14 protein-coding genes and 1 CRISPR repeat array are annotated in these 16,170 nt (G+C 48.5%); of the genes, 7 read left to right on the forward strand and 7 right to left on the reverse strand.

Annotated features, from left to right (window positions below; translation table 11 throughout):
- The first annotated feature begins 120 nt into the window (after positions 1-120).
- The 3 genes from QMK20_RS01930 (at position 121) to QMK20_RS01940 (ending at position 2,169) form a co-directional block, all read left to right on the forward strand.
- On the forward strand, positions 121-942 hold the full coding sequence (locus QMK20_RS01930; RefSeq protein WP_283654350.1) for a MerR family transcriptional regulator: 822 nt from the start codon (positions 121-123) through the stop codon (positions 940-942).
- Positions 943-1,114: 172 nt separating this feature from the next.
- Positions 1,115-1,930: a serine/threonine protein kinase gene (locus QMK20_RS01935; RefSeq protein WP_283654351.1), complete on the forward strand. Its 816-nt coding sequence runs from the start codon at positions 1,115-1,117 to the stop codon at positions 1,928-1,930.
- Positions 1,931-2,070: 140 nt separating this feature from the next.
- Positions 2,071-2,169, forward strand: a complete 99-nt coding sequence (locus QMK20_RS01940) for a YjcZ family sporulation protein (RefSeq protein WP_412177974.1) — start codon at positions 2,071-2,073, stop codon at positions 2,167-2,169.
- Positions 2,170-2,338: 169 nt separating this feature from the next.
- Here QMK20_RS01940 and QMK20_RS01945 read toward each other — a convergent pair whose 3' ends face one another.
- The 4 genes from QMK20_RS01945 to QMK20_RS01960 all read right to left on the reverse strand — a co-directional run bounded on the left by QMK20_RS01945 (position 2,339) and on the right by QMK20_RS01960 (position 6,410).
- Complete coding sequence (locus tag QMK20_RS01945) at positions 2,339-2,521, reverse strand: hypothetical protein (RefSeq protein WP_044646279.1); 183 nt, start codon at positions 2,519-2,521, stop codon at positions 2,339-2,341.
- A 106-nt stretch (positions 2,522-2,627) separates the two neighbouring features.
- A complete protein-coding gene (gene gntK, locus QMK20_RS01950) occupies positions 2,628-4,181 on the reverse strand; it encodes a gluconokinase (protein WP_283654352.1) in 1,554 nt (517 codons plus the stop codon).
- A gap of 41 nt (positions 4,182-4,222) precedes the next feature.
- Positions 4,223-5,584 carry a GntP family permease gene (locus QMK20_RS01955; RefSeq protein WP_283654353.1) on the reverse strand — a complete coding sequence of 454 codons (1,362 nt, stop codon included), beginning with the start codon at positions 5,582-5,584 and terminating at the stop codon, positions 4,223-4,225.
- 130 nt (positions 5,585-5,714) lie between these two features.
- Positions 5,715-6,410, reverse strand: a complete 696-nt coding sequence (locus QMK20_RS01960; RefSeq protein ID WP_283654354.1) for a GntR family transcriptional regulator — start codon at positions 6,408-6,410, stop codon at positions 5,715-5,717.
- Between the two features lie 215 nt (positions 6,411-6,625).
- On the opposite strand from QMK20_RS01960, the gene map reads away from it, so the two are divergent.
- Positions 6,626-7,372 (forward strand): type I methionyl aminopeptidase, encoded by a 747-nt coding sequence (gene map, locus QMK20_RS01965; RefSeq protein WP_137061384.1) that lies wholly within the window; start codon positions 6,626-6,628, stop codon positions 7,370-7,372.
- 488 nt (positions 7,373-7,860) lie between these two features.
- Here map and QMK20_RS01970 read toward each other — a convergent pair whose 3' ends face one another.
- Together QMK20_RS01970 and QMK20_RS01975 are read right to left on the reverse strand one after the other, a co-directional pair.
- On the reverse strand, positions 7,861-8,358 hold the full coding sequence (locus tag QMK20_RS01970; protein WP_283654355.1) for a CcdC family protein: 498 nt from the start codon (positions 8,356-8,358) through the stop codon (positions 7,861-7,863).
- 168 nt (positions 8,359-8,526) lie between these two features.
- Positions 8,527-9,003, reverse strand: a complete 477-nt coding sequence (locus QMK20_RS01975; protein WP_283654356.1) for a disulfide oxidoreductase — start codon at positions 9,001-9,003, stop codon at positions 8,527-8,529.
- A 239-nt stretch (positions 9,004-9,242) separates the two neighbouring features.
- Here QMK20_RS01975 and QMK20_RS01980 point away from each other — a divergent pair, with 239 nt between their 5' ends.
- Positions 9,243-9,869 carry a nitroreductase family protein gene (locus QMK20_RS01980; RefSeq protein WP_283654357.1) on the forward strand — a complete coding sequence of 209 codons (627 nt, stop codon included), beginning with the start codon at positions 9,243-9,245 and terminating at the stop codon, positions 9,867-9,869.
- A 93-nt stretch (positions 9,870-9,962) separates the two neighbouring features.
- On the opposite strand, the gene mprF is transcribed toward QMK20_RS01980, so the two are convergent.
- On the reverse strand, positions 9,963-12,605 hold the full coding sequence (gene mprF, locus QMK20_RS01985) for a bifunctional lysylphosphatidylglycerol flippase/synthetase MprF (RefSeq protein WP_283654358.1): 2,643 nt from the start codon (positions 12,603-12,605) through the stop codon (positions 9,963-9,965).
- A gap of 213 nt (positions 12,606-12,818) precedes the next feature.
- Here mprF and QMK20_RS01990 point away from each other — a divergent pair, with 213 nt between their 5' ends.
- Positions 12,819-13,580, forward strand: coding sequence for an AAA family ATPase (locus tag QMK20_RS01990; protein WP_283654359.1), 762 nt, complete (start codon positions 12,819-12,821; stop codon positions 13,578-13,580).
- Between the two features lie 393 nt (positions 13,581-13,973).
- Positions 13,974-14,349: direct repeats of the CRISPR family, unit length 32 nt; unit sequence GTCGCACTCTATATGAGTGCGTGGATTGAAAT.
- A 444-nt stretch (positions 14,350-14,793) separates the two neighbouring features.
- Positions 14,794-15,993: an MFS transporter gene (locus QMK20_RS01995; protein ID WP_283654360.1), complete on the forward strand. Its 1,200-nt coding sequence runs from the start codon at positions 14,794-14,796 to the stop codon at positions 15,991-15,993.
- Positions 15,994-16,170: the final 177 nt, after the last annotated feature.

Below are 16,170 nucleotides of genomic sequence, written 5' to 3' on the forward strand. Positions count from 1 at the left end.
CAAAGGTTCCTAGCAGTCCGCAATATTAGAACATTTTTGCCAAAGGGTTTCCATTTGATTCCGCGAATTGTACATATACAAGCTTATTTCTTTCCATACCATCCGGGGAGGTAATGATCAATGGAAGAAAGCAGATCGACGACGGAAGCGGCAAAGCAGTTGGGAATCGGGGCCAGTACCCTTCGTAAATATGCGGCAGCGCTGGAGGAGCAGGGCTATGTGTTCCCGCGTTCCGCCAATCAATCGAGAATGTTCAGTCCAGAGGATGTAGAGTGCTTGAAGCTGATGCGAGGGGCGTTGCGTGAGGAACATTTGACGATGGAGCAGGCGGTTCAAGTGGTGCTTGAGAGGGTAACCGCACCCTTCCAGATCGAGGATGCAGGTGTCCGCTTGCCACCCGTATCGGATGGTGAGTCGCTGGCTGCAACCTGGGAGGAAATATTGGCTGCCGCAGAGGGCAGGGATGAGTCTGTAATGCAGGCGCAAGCCGCTGCTACTCTTGAATCGGCAGGATTAGAGGATGAAGTGAGCGTGCAGGAACAACAGATGCATACCTTGGCGCTAACGATTGAGCACAGGCTGGAGCAAACAAGGGAGAGGGAAAAAGAAGAACTGGAACAAACACCAGTGCAGATACAAACGCAGGAGCCTATAGAGTCCCAAGCACTGACGGAGATGCAGATTATGGTGCAGAGTGCTCTACTGGAGATGCGAAGTCGTTTGGAAGAGCTGGAAACTGAGCATAGCCGTTTGGTGGAAAAGAACATCAACCTTTCCAATCAGTTGGAGGACCAAAAGCGCTGGATGAAAGAACGGGTGGAAGAGGAACGGGATCGACAGTTAATTACCAATTTGCGCACCTATCAGGGCAGACAGCGTAAGTCCCGCGGTTCGCTGCTGTCCTGGCTCGGTTTGGCACCACGCAGACGTAGAGAGGCATAGATCATCCACAATAAGACCATCAGACCTTCCCGGTTCTGGTGGTCTTATTGTGGATGGTATAATAGCGGAACAGACCGGAGTGAATGGATTTAGGGCACCTGGCGCATACAAGAAGACTAGAGCAAGCCACATATATAACATGCCGCAGGGTGAATAGGAAAGGGTTATTAGAATGTTTACTTGGTTACGGAATGCTTACGAATCTTGGATAGATTACCCGAAACAGCCTGGCGATCTGCTGGGTGGACGTTATCATATTCTTTCGCTGCTGGGTATGGGAAGCTATGGTCTGACCTACCTCTGTCTGGACAAGCATAATGGGCAGGAAGTAGCGGTCAAGCTACCCAGACCGAGCAAGCGGGCGAAAGGTGTTCAACTGTTGCAGCGTGAGGCCGACATTATGCGACAAATGGAACATCCCTATATCCCGAGGCTGCTCGAAAGTGCGGAGCATCGGAATGAACTGTACTTGGTCATGGAATATATCTCCGGTATGACGCTGGAGGAGCTTATATTTGAACAGGGGCGTTCTTTTACCGAACAGGAATGTATCGTCTACACCCTGGAGCTAATGGAGCGGGTTCTGCATGTGCATGAACAGGGCTACATCCATCGGGATATCCGCATTCCCAATGTGATCCACCGCGAAGGGAAACCGTACCTGATCGACTTTGGCCTTGCACTGGCGATGGGCGAGCAGCAGGAGGATGTATTTACCCAATCTATGCTGGAAAAGCGTGCACCCGAACGACAGGATGTCGCCATCTACAGCGATTTGTACGATGTCGGGCATTTGATGCTTTTTATGCTGTATAGCAGTTACGAGCCTCAACCGGATCAACCGCCGGGAAGCTGGCAGGAAGAATTGAAGCTGAGTCCACCTGTACGCCATCTGCTGGAACGTCTTTTTCAGATTGGCCCAAGGTATGAACATAGTCGCCAGTTTATGCTGGAGCTGGAGAAGGCGTTGGTGCAGCAGGAAGGCTAGTCCATAAAGATCATCCATAAAAATAACGGGCATTCGCCGTAAAAATGGGGTAATGCCCCCCTTACGCATCTGACCGTATCTACATACAATGATCCTGTAAATGAGCGAAAGGAGTGTTGTAAATGAGTCATATGTGTGGGATGGGCGGTATGGGGTACGGCGGAGCCTGGACCTCTGTAGGAGCGATTCTGGTTCTGTTTATTTTGCTGGTAATCATATCCAAAACTCTGTTTCTGTAATTTTGTTAATAGACGATTTCTTGTAAAATGCACAGATGTTGCCCTGCATAACGCCGGGCGCACAACAATAAAGCGAAGGCCCTTGATGAGAAGGGTCTTCGCTTTATAAGGTTTGAAGGAGCCACTGGCTTCCTTCCTATGCCTGGTTTCATTCGTCGCAGCTCTTTACTTACGAACTGGAGTAATGACGGCGTTTGTCCTTATAATATTGGTGCCCGTTATGGCTGTTCTTGTATCCTAAATCGGATGAAGAGCGGCGTTTACGTTCGTAATAACGGTCCGAGCTGCTGTATTTCCGCTTATGAGAATGAGAGGTGGAATGTAGCAGGCGGTGCAGTAATTTTTTGAGCATCGTCTAATCCTCCTTCTTATCCTGTCCAACTGATTTTTAGATCGTTTTCTGACATAGACAGGTTCTTATGAAACGGTAATACGCAGCGGTGTTGGGACGGGTTCCACTATTTTAAAGGTTTTAAGGATTTGGCCTGAAACTCGGCAATATCCTTGAACTCATCTTCAAATTTACGCGAAATACGGATATAGATCGGCAGTAAATCACGGTAAATATCCACATGCTCTGCCACGGGCTTATGCTGGTGAGTGGTGCCGATCATACCGGATACAGCGTCCAGCGAATCAATCCGTCCCAGTGCGTACAAGCCCAAAATAGCTGCGCCAAGGCAGGAGCTTTCCAGACTTTCCGGGATAATGACCTCCTGATCGAAGATATCCGCCATGAGCTGTCGCCACAGCTCCGAGCGTGCGAATCCGCCAGTGGCGTGAATGACCGAAGGTCTGTCGATGACCTCTTCCATGGCCAGCATAACCGTATACAGGTTGAACAGCACACCCTCCAGAGCGGCGCGGATCATATGCTCTTTTTTGTGACGCAGGGACAAGCCGAAGAAGGAGCCGCGGGCATTCGGGTCCCACAGGGGCGCACGTTCACCGGACAGATACGGGAGAAAGAGCAGGCCGTCCGAGCCGGGGCGTACCTGTTCCGCAATTTGGGTCAGCACATGGTACGGATCAAGCCCCAGTCGTTTGGCGGTTTCCACCTCGGAGGCTGCAAATTCATCGCGAATCCAGCGGAACACAATGCCGCCATTGTTCACCGGGCCGCCGATCACCCACAGCTTTTCGGTCAATGCGTAGCAGAAAAAACGTCCCTTGGCATCGGTCAACGGCTTATCGACCACGGTACGGATGGCTCCGCTGGTACCGATCGTGACAGCGACAACCCCCGGTTTGATGGCATTCACACCAAGGTTGGACAAGACACCGTCACTGGCTCCGATGACAAAAGGAGTCCTCTCCAGCAAGCCCATATCATGTGCACAGGTAGCGTCCAGTCCCTTCAGGACATGAGTTGTCGGCACCAGCTCAGACAACTGCTCCTTCGTCACACCGGCAATACGCAGTGCTTCCTCGTCCCAATCCAGTTGCTCCAAATTCATGAGGCCGGTAGCGGATGCAATCGAATGATCCACGACATATTGCTGGAACAATTGGACAAATACGTATTCCTTGATAGAAATATATTTGTACGTTTGTGCAGCAATATCCGGCAAATCCCGTGTAATCCACATCAGCTTCGTCAGCGGCGACATGGGATGAACGGGGGTCCCGGTGCGCAAGTAAATGTCATGTCCGTTGTATTCATGCTTGAGCGCTTCAGCCCACTTGGCGCTGCGGTTATCTGCCCACGTGATGGAGGCGGTCAGCGGCTTGCCGTTCTTATCCACCGCCAGAACGCTGTGCATGGCCGAACTGAAGGAGACAAACAGCACATGCTCGGCTGCTACTCCGCTTTGTTTCATGACCTCCTGCACCGTTGTCACGACGGCTTTGAAAATATCCTCCGGGTCCTGTTCCGCCGCATCCGGCTCAGGTGTGTGCAGCGGATAGCCTACATGATGCTGGGCAGCAATATTGCCGTTTTCTTCGAAAAGTACCGCCTTGGTACTGGTCGTACCGATATCAACGCCGATCATATACCGAGTGTCTTTCATATTCAATCTCCCCTTCACTTACCGTTATTAGCTCATTATCGTTAAATTAACACACTCAGCAGCATAATCAAACCGAAGGCGACCAGGGAGAGGATGGTTTCCATCGCGGTCCATGATTTGAGCGTCTGCGGAACCGTCATGTTGAAAAATTCTTTGATCATCCAAAAACCGGCGTCATTCACATGCGAAAGGATCAGCGATCCCGCCCCTGTAGCAAGGACAACCAGCTCGACATTCACGCCGGGTGTAAGTGCCAGCACAGGTGCGACAATACCGGAGCCTGTCGTCATCGCGACCGTAGCGGACCCGGTGGCTACACGAATGAGCGCAGCGACCAGAAAAGCAAACACGATTACATTCATATGCGCCCCCGTAGCCACCGCTGCAATGGCCTGACCTACGCCGCTGTCGATCAATACCGTTTTAAATGCACCGCCGCTCCCGATAATTAAGATAATAGAGGCTGTGGGTGCCAGACATTCACTGGTAAAACGGGACAAATCCTCTTTCTTTAAACCACGTGCATAGCCTAGCGAGAAAAAAGAAAACACAGCCGCAATCAATAACGCCATGACCTCATCACCGATGAATTTGAAAAATACCGTAAGTGAATGCATATTGGACGGGTCCACAATTTCAGCGACCGATCCGCTGAGCATCAGGATAACAGGCAGCAAAATCGTAAACAATGTGATCCCAAAAGGTGGCAGCGGCCGTCCTGTTGTATTTGTAAACTGCTCGTCCAGCTTCTCGGAGGGTCTGACCATAATTTTTTTGCCAATCCAGGCACCGAAGACCGGACCTGCAATAATAGCGGAAGGAATACCGACGATGAGCGCATACCCTATCGTGCGTCCGATATTGGCGTTAAAGGCTTCAATCGCGATCATCGGAGCCGGATGGGGCGGCAAAAGTCCATGTACCGTCGATAGCCCCGCCAGCATCGGAATACCGATTTTCAGCAGAGACATATTCATTTTACGGGCGACCGTGAACAGAATCGGAATTAATAAAATAATGCCAACTTCGAAAAATACCGGAATACCCACGATAAAGCCTACGATCATCATGGCCCAATGGACACGTTTTTCACCAAACCGGTCCATAAGTGTGGTGGCAATACGCTCGGCACCGCCGGATTCTGCCATCATTTTACCGAGCATGGTGCCCAGCCCGATGACGATGGCGATGGACCCAAGCGTGCTGCCAAGGCCCTTGGTGATGGAGGCAGTAACTTCATGTCCCGGCATCCCGTTAACCAGCCCGAGAAATACGGAGGAAAGCAGTAGTGAAACAAAGGGATTCCATTTAAACTTGGCAATCAGCAAAATCAAAAGAATGATGGTAATTAGCGCCCACGTAAGTAGTGAAGCGTTATGGCTCAAGCCGAATAGGGTGTTCATGAAGTAGTGCCTCCTTATGCGTTAATGTGTAGTACATGTATACTTGTCGACAACTTTAGTCTAAAAGGAACTGCGCCAGCTTAGAACACATAAAGCGTGGTGCAGCGGCTCTTTTTATACCTTTTGCAGATTAGGACAGACTCTTGCGGTAAGGGGACAGAACGCTGTCGTTTACCGCGTTGCGGGTGTCCCGGTAATGATCCTCGATAAATTCGGACAGCTCCTGAGCGCTCCCTTGGTTTAAAGCGTTTGCAAAGGTACGATGTTTGTGAATCGTGACTTGGGATTCTTCAATCTTGGACGTAAAGCGTTGTTCTGTGGCAGCCAGCATGACCGTCAGGATCAACTGCCTCATTCCGTTCCAGGTGTGGAGAATACGAGTATGGCCTGCTTCCAGCACCAGAGTCTCATGAAAATTGAAGTCCTGAAGAGAAAATTCAACGACGTCTCTGTGCTTGAGAGCGACTTCCATTTTATCAATCATCCGGTTTAAAGCGGTCACCAACCCTGCATTGTCTCTATGTACAAATCTTTGTACAACAAAATGCTCAATCAGCATTCGCACATCGAAAAGCTCCTCCATATCAGCGGGCGTCATGCCTATGACAATCGCTCCCATGCGTTCCAAGCGAAGCAATCCTTCACTGGAGAGCACTTTTAACGCTTCACGAACAGGAGAACGGCTGGTGCCAAAATCGGCAGCAATCTGATTTTCAGATAATACCGTGCCGGGTGCCTGCATACCACGGATAATCTGAAGTCGAAGCTCACAAGCAATCCTTTCACCAAGCGATGCACCCTGTAGCCAGACTGACGGATATTTCATGTGCATACTCCTATCTGGAAATTTCGGTTGCCTCTTTCGGGCATACTTGTATACAAGTTATGAAGTATTATATACCCCGTAAAAGATACTTGTAAACGGTGTCAATGGACATCGGTTCCATTTCAATGCTTTTAGCGTTACAATAGAGGCAGAAAAGAAGCAGAAAAAAGCAGCAGTGAAAGTGGAACGAACACGGAAAAGAAGGAGACCGTTTAATGATTATTATTAAAACCAAAGAACAAATTGAAAATATGAAGAAAGCTGGCGAAATTTTAGCTGCTTGCCACCGGGAAATTGCCAAAATGATCAAGCCGGGTATTACAACATTGGAAATTGATGCCTTCGCGGAATCGTTTATGAAAAAGCATGGCGCAACGCCGGAACAAAAGGGGTACAACGGTTACCAGTTTGCGACTTGTGGATCGCCTAACGATGTCATTTGCCACGGTTTCCCGAACAAGACACCGTTGAAGGACGGGGACATTGTGACGATTGACATGGTTGTAAACCTGAACGGCTGGCTGGCGGATTCCGCCTGGTCGTATGCAGTGGGTAATGTTTCCGAGCAGGCACAAAAGCTGCTGGACGTTACCAAGGAATCCCTGTACAGAGGGATTGAGCAGGCTGTAATCGGTAACCGGATCGGCGATATTTCCCATGCGATCCAAACCTATGCGGAAGCGGAAGGCTTCTCGGTTGTACGCGAATTCATCGGTCACGGCATCGGAGAAGATATGCATGAACAACCGCAGGTGCCGCATTATGGACCACCGCATCGCGGACCGCGCTTGAAGGAAGGCATGGTCATTACAATTGAGCCGATGCTGAATACGGGCACCTACCGCAGCAAAGTGGATGCGGATGGTTGGACGGCGCGTACAATGGACGGCGGTTTGTCGGCGCAATACGAGCATACGCTGGCGATTACAGCGGACGGCCCGATCATTTTGACACAGCAATAAACCAGGTAGGCGTATTACAGAAAAGGGGCTGTCCAAAGGGCAGTCTCTTTTAGCATAGGCACCTCGCTGTTATGTATATTCGCCTTTTCTCGCCTTGTTTAAGGGAGATCATTTGGGCAAGGTGCTAGTCAAAGTAAGTGATGCTGATATGTAACTCTCCGAGCGTCAGAGTCAGTGCGAAGAGCTGATCGAGCAGGCGGATCGGATGCTGTATACTGCGAAGACGGAAGGGCGCAATCGGGAAGCTTTTTCCGGGCAGGTGTGATGCAGCTCTATAACAAGCCCAAAAGACACGACTCCTGTTGGAAGATCGTGTCTTTTGGGTTCAGCATTTTGTAACATTCGATTCCCAACGCTCGAAAGTACAATAGATAGACGAACTAAACCGTTTCGATCTATACATTGCTGATTTGAAATCGCTCTTGGGATTGTTGCAAAATGCTCGGGTGTATGCAACAACATGCTTGCAGCACGCGAGTATCTGTTTGTCAGATTCGGACTTCTGCCTCATTCGGATTAAGCTGACGATATTGAAAATACATACGAAGTCGCCAGTGCAGCAATGTCCCGAAGGCGAGGATGAAAAATAGCCCCGCCGTCTGTGGAATGGTAATGTAGCGCTGGATAAACTCATGCAGCAGCAGGCGAACGATCAGCAGACTGATCAGGATAAAAAAGAAGGTGCGTGAGCGTTGTACAAAAACTTGTCCTTCTTGCATCTCAAACTTGGTGCTGCGGATCAGCGGATACGAGAAAATAAACCAGCCGACCAGAAAAGCACCCATTGCCCAAAGCCAGGGAACTCGTACCTCTGGCACGATAAACATCATAAAGCCAGTGCTCATACCGAGCGGAGGGATGATAATCTTTTTGGCATTAACCGGGCGATGACCTGTCTTCATACGGATGAAAATAGCCGAAACAGCGATCAAGATCATGCCGAAGGTTGCGCCATATTGCAGAATTGGGGTGCTGATATGAATCATGGACTGGGCCCCCTCTATAAGAAATGTAAGCGTTATTGGCCAGACTGCAAATCTTGTTCATTATACCACATATGTAATGGATATATTTAGTTACAGTCTTTCCTCCGGCAAGCGGATTATACGCTCGATTGTGGTGACTGACCCCACGTCCTTGGGCCTCTATCATACTTATGCAAGATTCTCTGCTTGTACCTCTCCTTGCGCCGATTTTTTCTCCTGACGCATGATATACCCCATGGCTGCAATAATAAGGATAAAAGCGATGAGTGCGAGAAAAGGAATGGTAATAAAATCAAACCAGTTCAGATAATCCTGTTCACAGGATACTCTGCCACAGGAGGTTGAAGCCTGCGTAGCCGCTTTGGCGGCTGCATGGATACGCTGAATCGTAAAGTGATAGGCCGAAATGGCGCCTCCAATAATAGCCAGCGGCATGACATAACGACGTATTCCCGTATCTCCCCGAAAATAAGCGATTCCGAGCAAAAGGATTAGGGGATACATCAGAATGCGTTGAAACCAGCACAGCTTGCAAGGCTCGTACCCCAAAATCTCGCTGAGATACAGACTGCCTAATGTGGCCACACAAGCCACAACCCAGGCGGCAAACAAAGCTATATCTGTTTTTTTAAACGATCCAATCATAGTAACGCTCCTTTTTGGATTCAAATAAGAACAAAATGAACTCACCGTGTCTTGTCCGATCAGCAGGCATCTGCTGATATGGATGTCTTATCCATATTGTACTGTATTTTGAGTGCAGGGTCATACTTAAACATATTGACATCATTCACTATCGTTTTTATAATTACAATAGTTTGGGAAGTTAATAAGGATTCAAGATCAGATATATATAATATGAGAAACTTGGGAGTGTGTCCAGAATGTCGAGTATCCAAAAAAACGAAACTCTGTCTGTCATTAGTGAAAGACATGCGGTAAAAAGTTATGTTAAGGATTTTAAATTGCCAGAGGAAGACCTGGAAGCTATTTTGACAGCTGCGATAGAAGCTCCTTCTGCCTGGAATCTTCAACACTGGAAATTCCTCGTGATTGAAACCGAAGCTGACAAGCAAAAGTTGCTGCCTATCGCTTACAATCAGGGGCAAGTAGTGGAAAGCTCTGTGACCATTGCCGTTTTGGGTGATCTGGAAGCGAACCGTAACGCTGTGATTTATGATCAAGCGGTAGACGCTGGTACAATGCCCGCGGAAATCCGTGACGCATTGGTAGGTCAAATCAACGGTGCTTACCAAAACGCACAAGTAGCTCGCGATGCAGCGGTCCTGAACTCTGCTTTTGCGGCACAAAACATTATGCTGGCTGCTAGATCGCTTGGTTATGACACTTGCGCTATGGGTGGTTTCATTCCTGCGCAATTGATCGAGCAATTCAACATTCCTGCACGTTACCTGCCAACCATACTTATTTCTGTAGGTAAAGCACAAGTACCAGCACGTCCATCAGGACGCTTCCCATTATCTGAAGTTGTTGTAAAAGGGAGCTTCTAAGAAGAATTTTTAACATAAAAAGGGTGTTCCTGCAACCGTCGTGGTTGGGGGAACACCCTTTTGTTATGCTTTCGTTGCAAGAAATGCTTCTACCTAATCCGAGCGTTTGGAGACCATATATACCAGCTCCAGCGTCAGAATAGGCAAAAAGACAGAAGCTGGATAGGCCAGATAGCGTGGCTCCCATTGCGGCTTGAACTTATCCTTGAAGCGGCGAAGCCCTTGAAAGCCGTAAAAATGTCCTCCGTATTGAAAAACGAGCCGGGCCAGTTTTTCCTCGCGCAACGCTTTTTCGCTTTGTCCTACTTGGGACAGCGGAGCCATGCCCAGATTGAATGTTGTATACCCGCTGTCTTTGGCCCACTCGATCACTCGTGTGAACAAGTAGTCCATCGTGCCATTCGGTGTATCGGGCAGATGACGCATCAGGTCTATGGAGACCGTCTGTCCACGGTCATAGGCAGGGGCCATCGTCGCGAAGGCGATGATCTTTCCTTCAGTGTCCTTTAATAGCGCAATCGGGGCTAACTGAAGATAAGGCTCCTTGAACCAGCCAAGCGAATAGCCCTTCTCCTTCCGTCCATCCAGCCAGATATTCGAAATGTGACGAAGCTCCTCAATTAATGCTCCATCCAAAGGCGGTTGGATCATCTCGAACGTGTACCCCTCGCGGTCAAAGCGGTTTTTGGCGCTGCGCAGCACCTGATTGCTTTTACCTGTCAGTGTAAAGGACACCAGCGACACCAGCGCTTCCTCGCCCAGCTTGAAAAACCGATAGCCGTTCTCATGGTAGATGGACAAATACTCTGGTGATGCCTGATAAAATACAGCCGTTAACGCATATCGGTCTGCGAAGCGCTGAAATTCCTGAATCGCTTCGCTCACACGTTCCTTCGGACCGAGGGGGTCACCTAACACAATCAGTTTGTCCCGGCTGCGGGCATAGGGAATAACCACTTGTTCGTTCTTGGTCCAATACAGATATTTATCGCCGAGAAAGAGCATATGAGAAACCAAATTGCCGCCCTGCTTTGCCAGAAATTCTTTTAGCTTATCCAGCTCTTGCGAGTCAGGTAGATTGCCGATTCCACGCTGGGGACGGAGGAAGAAATACACCGTCAGGAACACCCACGCCAAAATCAGACTGAACACCGCTGTAACCCCGTAATCGCTGCGATTCATAAAAAAGTCCAGATGGACCTTGGCGTGCAGATTGCGCATAAACGCAGTATTGGAGCCTGCCCCAATCATAAAGTAAGCACCGGTCACGAGCAGAGACAATCCGCCCCAGATTAAAATATTGTGCCGATTCAGCGGCGCACTAACCCGATAAAACCGAGAGCGCGAGATCCACAGCATCAGCGCTACGAACAACAGGAATAGAGCTTCCTCGAAATCCAGACCTTTAATGAAGGTGAAAATGGCCCCTGCAAGCAGCAGTACCAGCGTCAGCCGCAGGGCTCTGCGAATGCGCAGGGATATTCCGTGAGACAGCACCATGAGCATAATTCCGATGATGACGGAGATTTCATGCGACAGGCGCATGACGGGCAGACTGAGCAAATGCTCGGCAAAACGCAGCCGATATAGCAGACCAGGCGTAGCCGCCGACAGAAGGAGCACTACACCGGAGATGAGTACCAGCTTGCCAAGTGCCCATACCCCCAGGTCGGCCAGAAAGCGGAATTGACCAGGCCAGCCCCATACCTTTTGCCAAGCGTTGAGAGAGGTTTCCCAACTTGTCTCTGCCAGTTGACTCAGGCGTTCGCTGCGCGGAATCATTTCCAGCGCAGCCAGCACGAGGCCGATCAACCACGGAATGATGTAATAAAAGACGCGAAAGGCCAGTAGCACAGCCAATGCTCGATCCGAGTTGGCGCCTGCCATTTGCAGCCCGAGCAGGGCAATAATATCGAAGGCACCGACTCCTCCCGGCGCGAGACTGATCAGCCCGGCAATCGCGGCAATTACATAAATGCCGAACACGGCATTCATCGGCAGCTCATGCAACAAGTGCGAGCCGATCCATGCAAAGGTAAGGCCAGCCAGCAGCCATTCCAGCAGCGAAGCGCCGATGGAGGCGGAGATGGTGAACCAGGAAAGCTGGCCTGCTCCCTTGTTGAACCATGTGGCGTACCGTTTGGATCGCTGCATAATCAGGAACAGTGGCAGGTACAGCGCCATTCCCCATAACGCCCAATGAAGCCACGGATGAGCATCCAGCACGGGCTGTACCGGATATAGATGGGCAATCCCGCCCCAGGCCAGCAAAGAAAGCCCGGTAATGACTACAGGCGAAAGGAACACCACCGCAGAGGTGATGATTCCCAGCGGCACGCCGCTTTTTTTGTACAGCACCGTGCGCAATCCCGCTCCTGTAAAGCCAGCGAAGCCAAAGACGTTATTGAAGGTGTTCGAAATCCAGGCGTACCGGAATGTCGCTGCGGGCTTGACCTGTAGCTTGAAATGATGCCTGATCACGTAATCGTATGCGCTCATGGCGGCCACGGCTATCAGTGAGAACAAGCCGATTTCGATGAGAAAGGTAGCATCCATTCGCCGCAGCTCATGAAGCATACGTGCCAGATTGAAGCTTTTCAGCTCACGTCCGGCCTCCCATATAATAAAAGCCAATACAGCCAGCGGAAGCAAAATACGTGTCAGCCGCTGCCTGTAGATGGTCATCATGAACTGTACGATTTTAAAGGATTGGATCGGTTTGTGATTTGAATTCATAGATTCACCTGCCTGAAAAATAATGAAATAGATTCTGAATGATACACGGAGATATCATGCCCATGAACAGGCTACTATATATTATACCTGTATTAAACGCTTGAATAACAACAGAAGGGTTACGAAAGCTGGATTTTGGATTGATTGCCGTAAATAATTCCAATATAATGATGGAAAACCTAGTCATTTACTTGGTAATGGAGCTGAACGGAAATGAGTATGTGGGATCGTGATCTTTTTGTACGTCGATTGGAGCTGATGTGGCCGCAGGATGCTGACGAAAGCCGGTATCCATTTAACTTAAAAGCCATGCATCAATGGAATGAGCTGAAATTTCACCCGTCTGTTACCTATATTGTTGGAGAAAACGGTGTGGGTAAATCAACGCTTATGGAAGCGATAGCGGTCGCGTGGGGATTCAATCCGGAGGGCGGCACCAAAAATTTTAATTTCTCTACACAGGCCACGCATTCCTCGCTGCATGAGTATGTCCGGCTGGTGAGAGGGGCCCGCAAGCCGCGGGACGGTTTCTTTTTCCGTGCAGAAAGCTACTACAATCTGGCGACTCATATCGACGAGCTGGATCGGGAAGGAGGGGGCCGGCCCATCCGAGACTCCTATGGAGGAAAATCGTTGCATGAGCAGTCGCATGGCGAGTCTTTTTTTGCCGCATTTTTGCATCGGTTTGGAGGTCAGGGGCTGTATATTCTGGATGAGCCAGAGGCTGCGTTATCGCCCCTGCGCCAGATGGCCATGCTTGCACGTATCCACGAGCTGGTACAGCAGGGCTCGCAGTTCATCATTTCTACGCATTCCCCGATTTTGATGGCCTATCCCGACTCCGTCCTGTACCACCTGACACATGAAGGAATAGACACCCGGACGCTGGAGGAAACCGATCATTTCATCATCATGAAACAATTTCTGAACAACAAGGAAAAGATGATGCAGGAGCTATTCGAAGATCCCCAATAAGGAATGGGTGAACCTCAAGAGAGCTATCCATACTCGTACAACTTAGACTTTAGCTACAAGAAGGTGACCTATACGTTGGTCCAAGCAGATGAGATTGAAGTTTTGTCTTTTTGCTCAAATATTCACCGGATCTGCACCTTATTATTGGTTATCATGCTCATTTATGGTATATGTATAAGGGAAAATAAAATGAGTATACTGCTCTTTTGATGAGGTGCGAATGTGAAGCTCACATAAAAACCCCGGATCCTTCGCACCTCGAAATTTGTCGAAAAACATTAAATTAGTTTTCTTCAGTAGAAGTCAATGGTTGATTCAAGCCTTTTTGGCATCGTTTTTTGCTAAAATGTATGGAATTTATATCATTAAGGTATGAATTACTGCATTTTCGCTGTCGCACTCTATATGAGTGCGTGGATTGAAATATCTTAGCGCTACCGTGTTCATGCACCCCTGCAATCAGTCGCACTCTATATGAGTGCGTGGATTGAAATCGTGTCAGGATGGTTTGCCCGGTGCATCGCGATAGCTGGTCGCACTCTATATGAGTGCGTGGATTGAAATGTATGTGCGTAATAGTAATTGTTAAGGTCTATAGACAGTCGCACTCTATATGAGTGCGTGGATTGAAATGGGTTAGGTCGAGACAAGGCAGAAACGGAACGAGGTCGCACTCTATATGAGTGCGTGGATTGAAATTTTGACTGCATCCCCGACTTTATCAAGCTGAAAGGCCCGTCGCACTCTATATGAGTGCGTGGATTGAAATGCCAAGTGGAACTAAAAAGAATGGAATGCCTGTAGTCATAGTCAAATATGTAAGCTGAATTAAAAAATGTACATGGAAAACTTAATGGACGGAATGGCACGATAGGTAACTTTTACGAATTGCATATAGCAGATTGGGATCAAGCGCCTTTGCATGAAATTTAAAATTAGGGTTCTTCCAGTATTATCCTGGTAGTTCCTTTTTTTGTGCATTGTATATAGAACGCATGTTTGTATATAATTAATGCAGAAGAGTTATCTACCTGCTCCACGATGCCAAATGCAAGCTGCTAAGACTATTTCAGATTATTGATAATATTTAAGTGTGATTTATGATTGTTATTTGCTCGTGGGTCTATTAATATAGTGAAGAGTTTTGAACTAATAGTTGCAAAATAAGATTTTCGTATGCGAAATAAATAACCTTAGGAGGACAACACGCAACATGTCAGAATCACAATTGAAAATGGGGCCGTTGGTCATTTTAATGATTAATATGTTTATTGCCATGCTGGGAATTGGCCTCATCATTCCGATCCTCCCCAAATTCATGGGTTCCCTCGGAGGCACTGGTGAAACGGGAGGCTACCTGGTTGCCGTATTCGGCTTGACCCAGTTTCTGTTTTCACCGTTGGCTGGTGAATGGTCCGATAAATATGGACGCAAAAAAATGATCATTATCGGTTTGGTGATCATGACGATTTCTTCAGTATTATTTGCCATAGGGCATTCGTTGACGATGCTGTATATATCCCGTTTGCTCGGAGGCGCAGGGGCTGCCTTTATGATTCCTCCGATGATGGCTTATATTGCCGACATTACGACGGTACACAATCGCGGTCGGGGAATGGGTTTGTTGGGCGCGGCCATGTCTCTCGGGTTTGTTATCGGTCCTGGTGTGGGCGGCTTGCTGGCAGATATTTCGATACGCACGCCTTTGTACGTTTCGGCTGGAGTATCGGGTGTAGCTGCCCTGGTTTCGTTGATTTTGCTGCCCGAAACCTTGTCGATGGAGAAACAGTTGAAATTCCGGAATGCCAAAGTCAAACGCGACAATGTCATTAAGCAGTTTGCACTTTCTTTTCGCAAGCCGTACTTCATGCTGTTGATTATGATTTTCACCCTAACCTTTGGGCTGACGCATTTTGAAACGATGTTTCCTTTCTTCGTGACAGGCAAGTTTCATTACAATGAGCGCGATATTGCTATCATTATTACGGTAGGGGCACTGGTCGGAACGATAATTCAGGCGGTTGTGATCAGTCCGTTGTTGAATCGTTTTGGCGAAAAAGGTGTTATTATCGGCTCTTTTCTGTTTTCCGCGATTTCTCTTGTGCTTATGCTGCTCTCTGGCAACTTTTATTATGTACTCGGGGTATCGCTCATCTTCTTTACTGCAACGTCGCTGCTGCGACCAGCCATTAATACGGCTTTATCCAAAATGGCCGGGGATGAACAGGGAGTTGCAGCCGGGATGAATAATGCCTATATGAGTATCGGTAACATTTTGGGACCTGCGCTGGCGGGTACGTTGTTTGAGGTGCATATCAATCTGCCGTACATTTTCGGGGCGGTTATTCTCATCCTTAGTTTGGGACTGGCTGTAAAATGGAACAGCAAAGGTACACAAACGACAGCGGTTTAATGTTATTTTTCCTGTAAACATAGTCTCTTTTGGTGCGATCTGTGACGTTCTTGTGAACCACGGGTCGCGCCGAAGGAGACTATTTTTGGTATACATAGAGAAATGGTTAATGAAACGACTGCTTCGTGGGTAATAATGCATGGTAAGTTTACAAGGAAGACACAGAAATGAGATATA

Source organism: Paenibacillus sp. RC334, assembly GCF_030034735.1.
GTDB classification, from domain to species: Bacteria; Bacillota; Bacilli; order Paenibacillales; family Paenibacillaceae; genus Paenibacillus; species Paenibacillus terrae_A.

Coding starts and splice junctions, on each gene's coding strand:
- QMK20_RS01930 (WP_283654350.1), top strand. CDS start 121: ATGGAAGAAAGCAGATCGACGACGGAAGCGGCAAAGCAGTTGGGAATC.
- QMK20_RS01935 (WP_283654351.1), top strand. CDS start 1,115: ATGTTTACTTGGTTACGGAATGCTTACGAATCTTGGATAGATTACCCG.
- QMK20_RS01940 (WP_412177974.1), top strand. CDS start 2,071: ATGGGCGGTATGGGGTACGGCGGAGCCTGGACCTCTGTAGGAGCGATT.
- QMK20_RS01945 (WP_044646279.1), bottom strand. CDS start 2,521: ATGCTCAAAAAATTACTGCACCGCCTGCTACATTCCACCTCTCATTCT.
- gntK (WP_283654352.1), bottom strand. CDS start 4,181: ATGAAAGACACTCGGTATATGATCGGCGTTGATATCGGTACGACCAGT.
- QMK20_RS01955 (WP_283654353.1), bottom strand. CDS start 5,584: ATGAACACCCTATTCGGCTTGAGCCATAACGCTTCACTACTTACGTGG.
- QMK20_RS01960 (WP_283654354.1), bottom strand. CDS start 6,410: ATGAAATATCCGTCAGTCTGGCTACAGGGTGCATCGCTTGGTGAAAGG.
- map (WP_137061384.1), top strand. CDS start 6,626: ATGATTATTATTAAAACCAAAGAACAAATTGAAAATATGAAGAAAGCT.
- QMK20_RS01970 (WP_283654355.1), bottom strand. CDS start 8,358: ATGATTCATATCAGCACCCCAATTCTGCAATATGGCGCAACCTTCGGC.
- QMK20_RS01975 (WP_283654356.1), bottom strand. CDS start 9,003: ATGATTGGATCGTTTAAAAAAACAGATATAGCTTTGTTTGCCGCCTGG.
- QMK20_RS01980 (WP_283654357.1), top strand. CDS start 9,243: ATGTCGAGTATCCAAAAAAACGAAACTCTGTCTGTCATTAGTGAAAGA.
- mprF (WP_283654358.1), bottom strand. CDS start 12,605: ATGAATTCAAATCACAAACCGATCCAATCCTTTAAAATCGTACAGTTC.
- QMK20_RS01990 (WP_283654359.1), top strand. CDS start 12,819: ATGAGTATGTGGGATCGTGATCTTTTTGTACGTCGATTGGAGCTGATG.
- QMK20_RS01995 (WP_283654360.1), top strand. CDS start 14,794: ATGTCAGAATCACAATTGAAAATGGGGCCGTTGGTCATTTTAATGATT.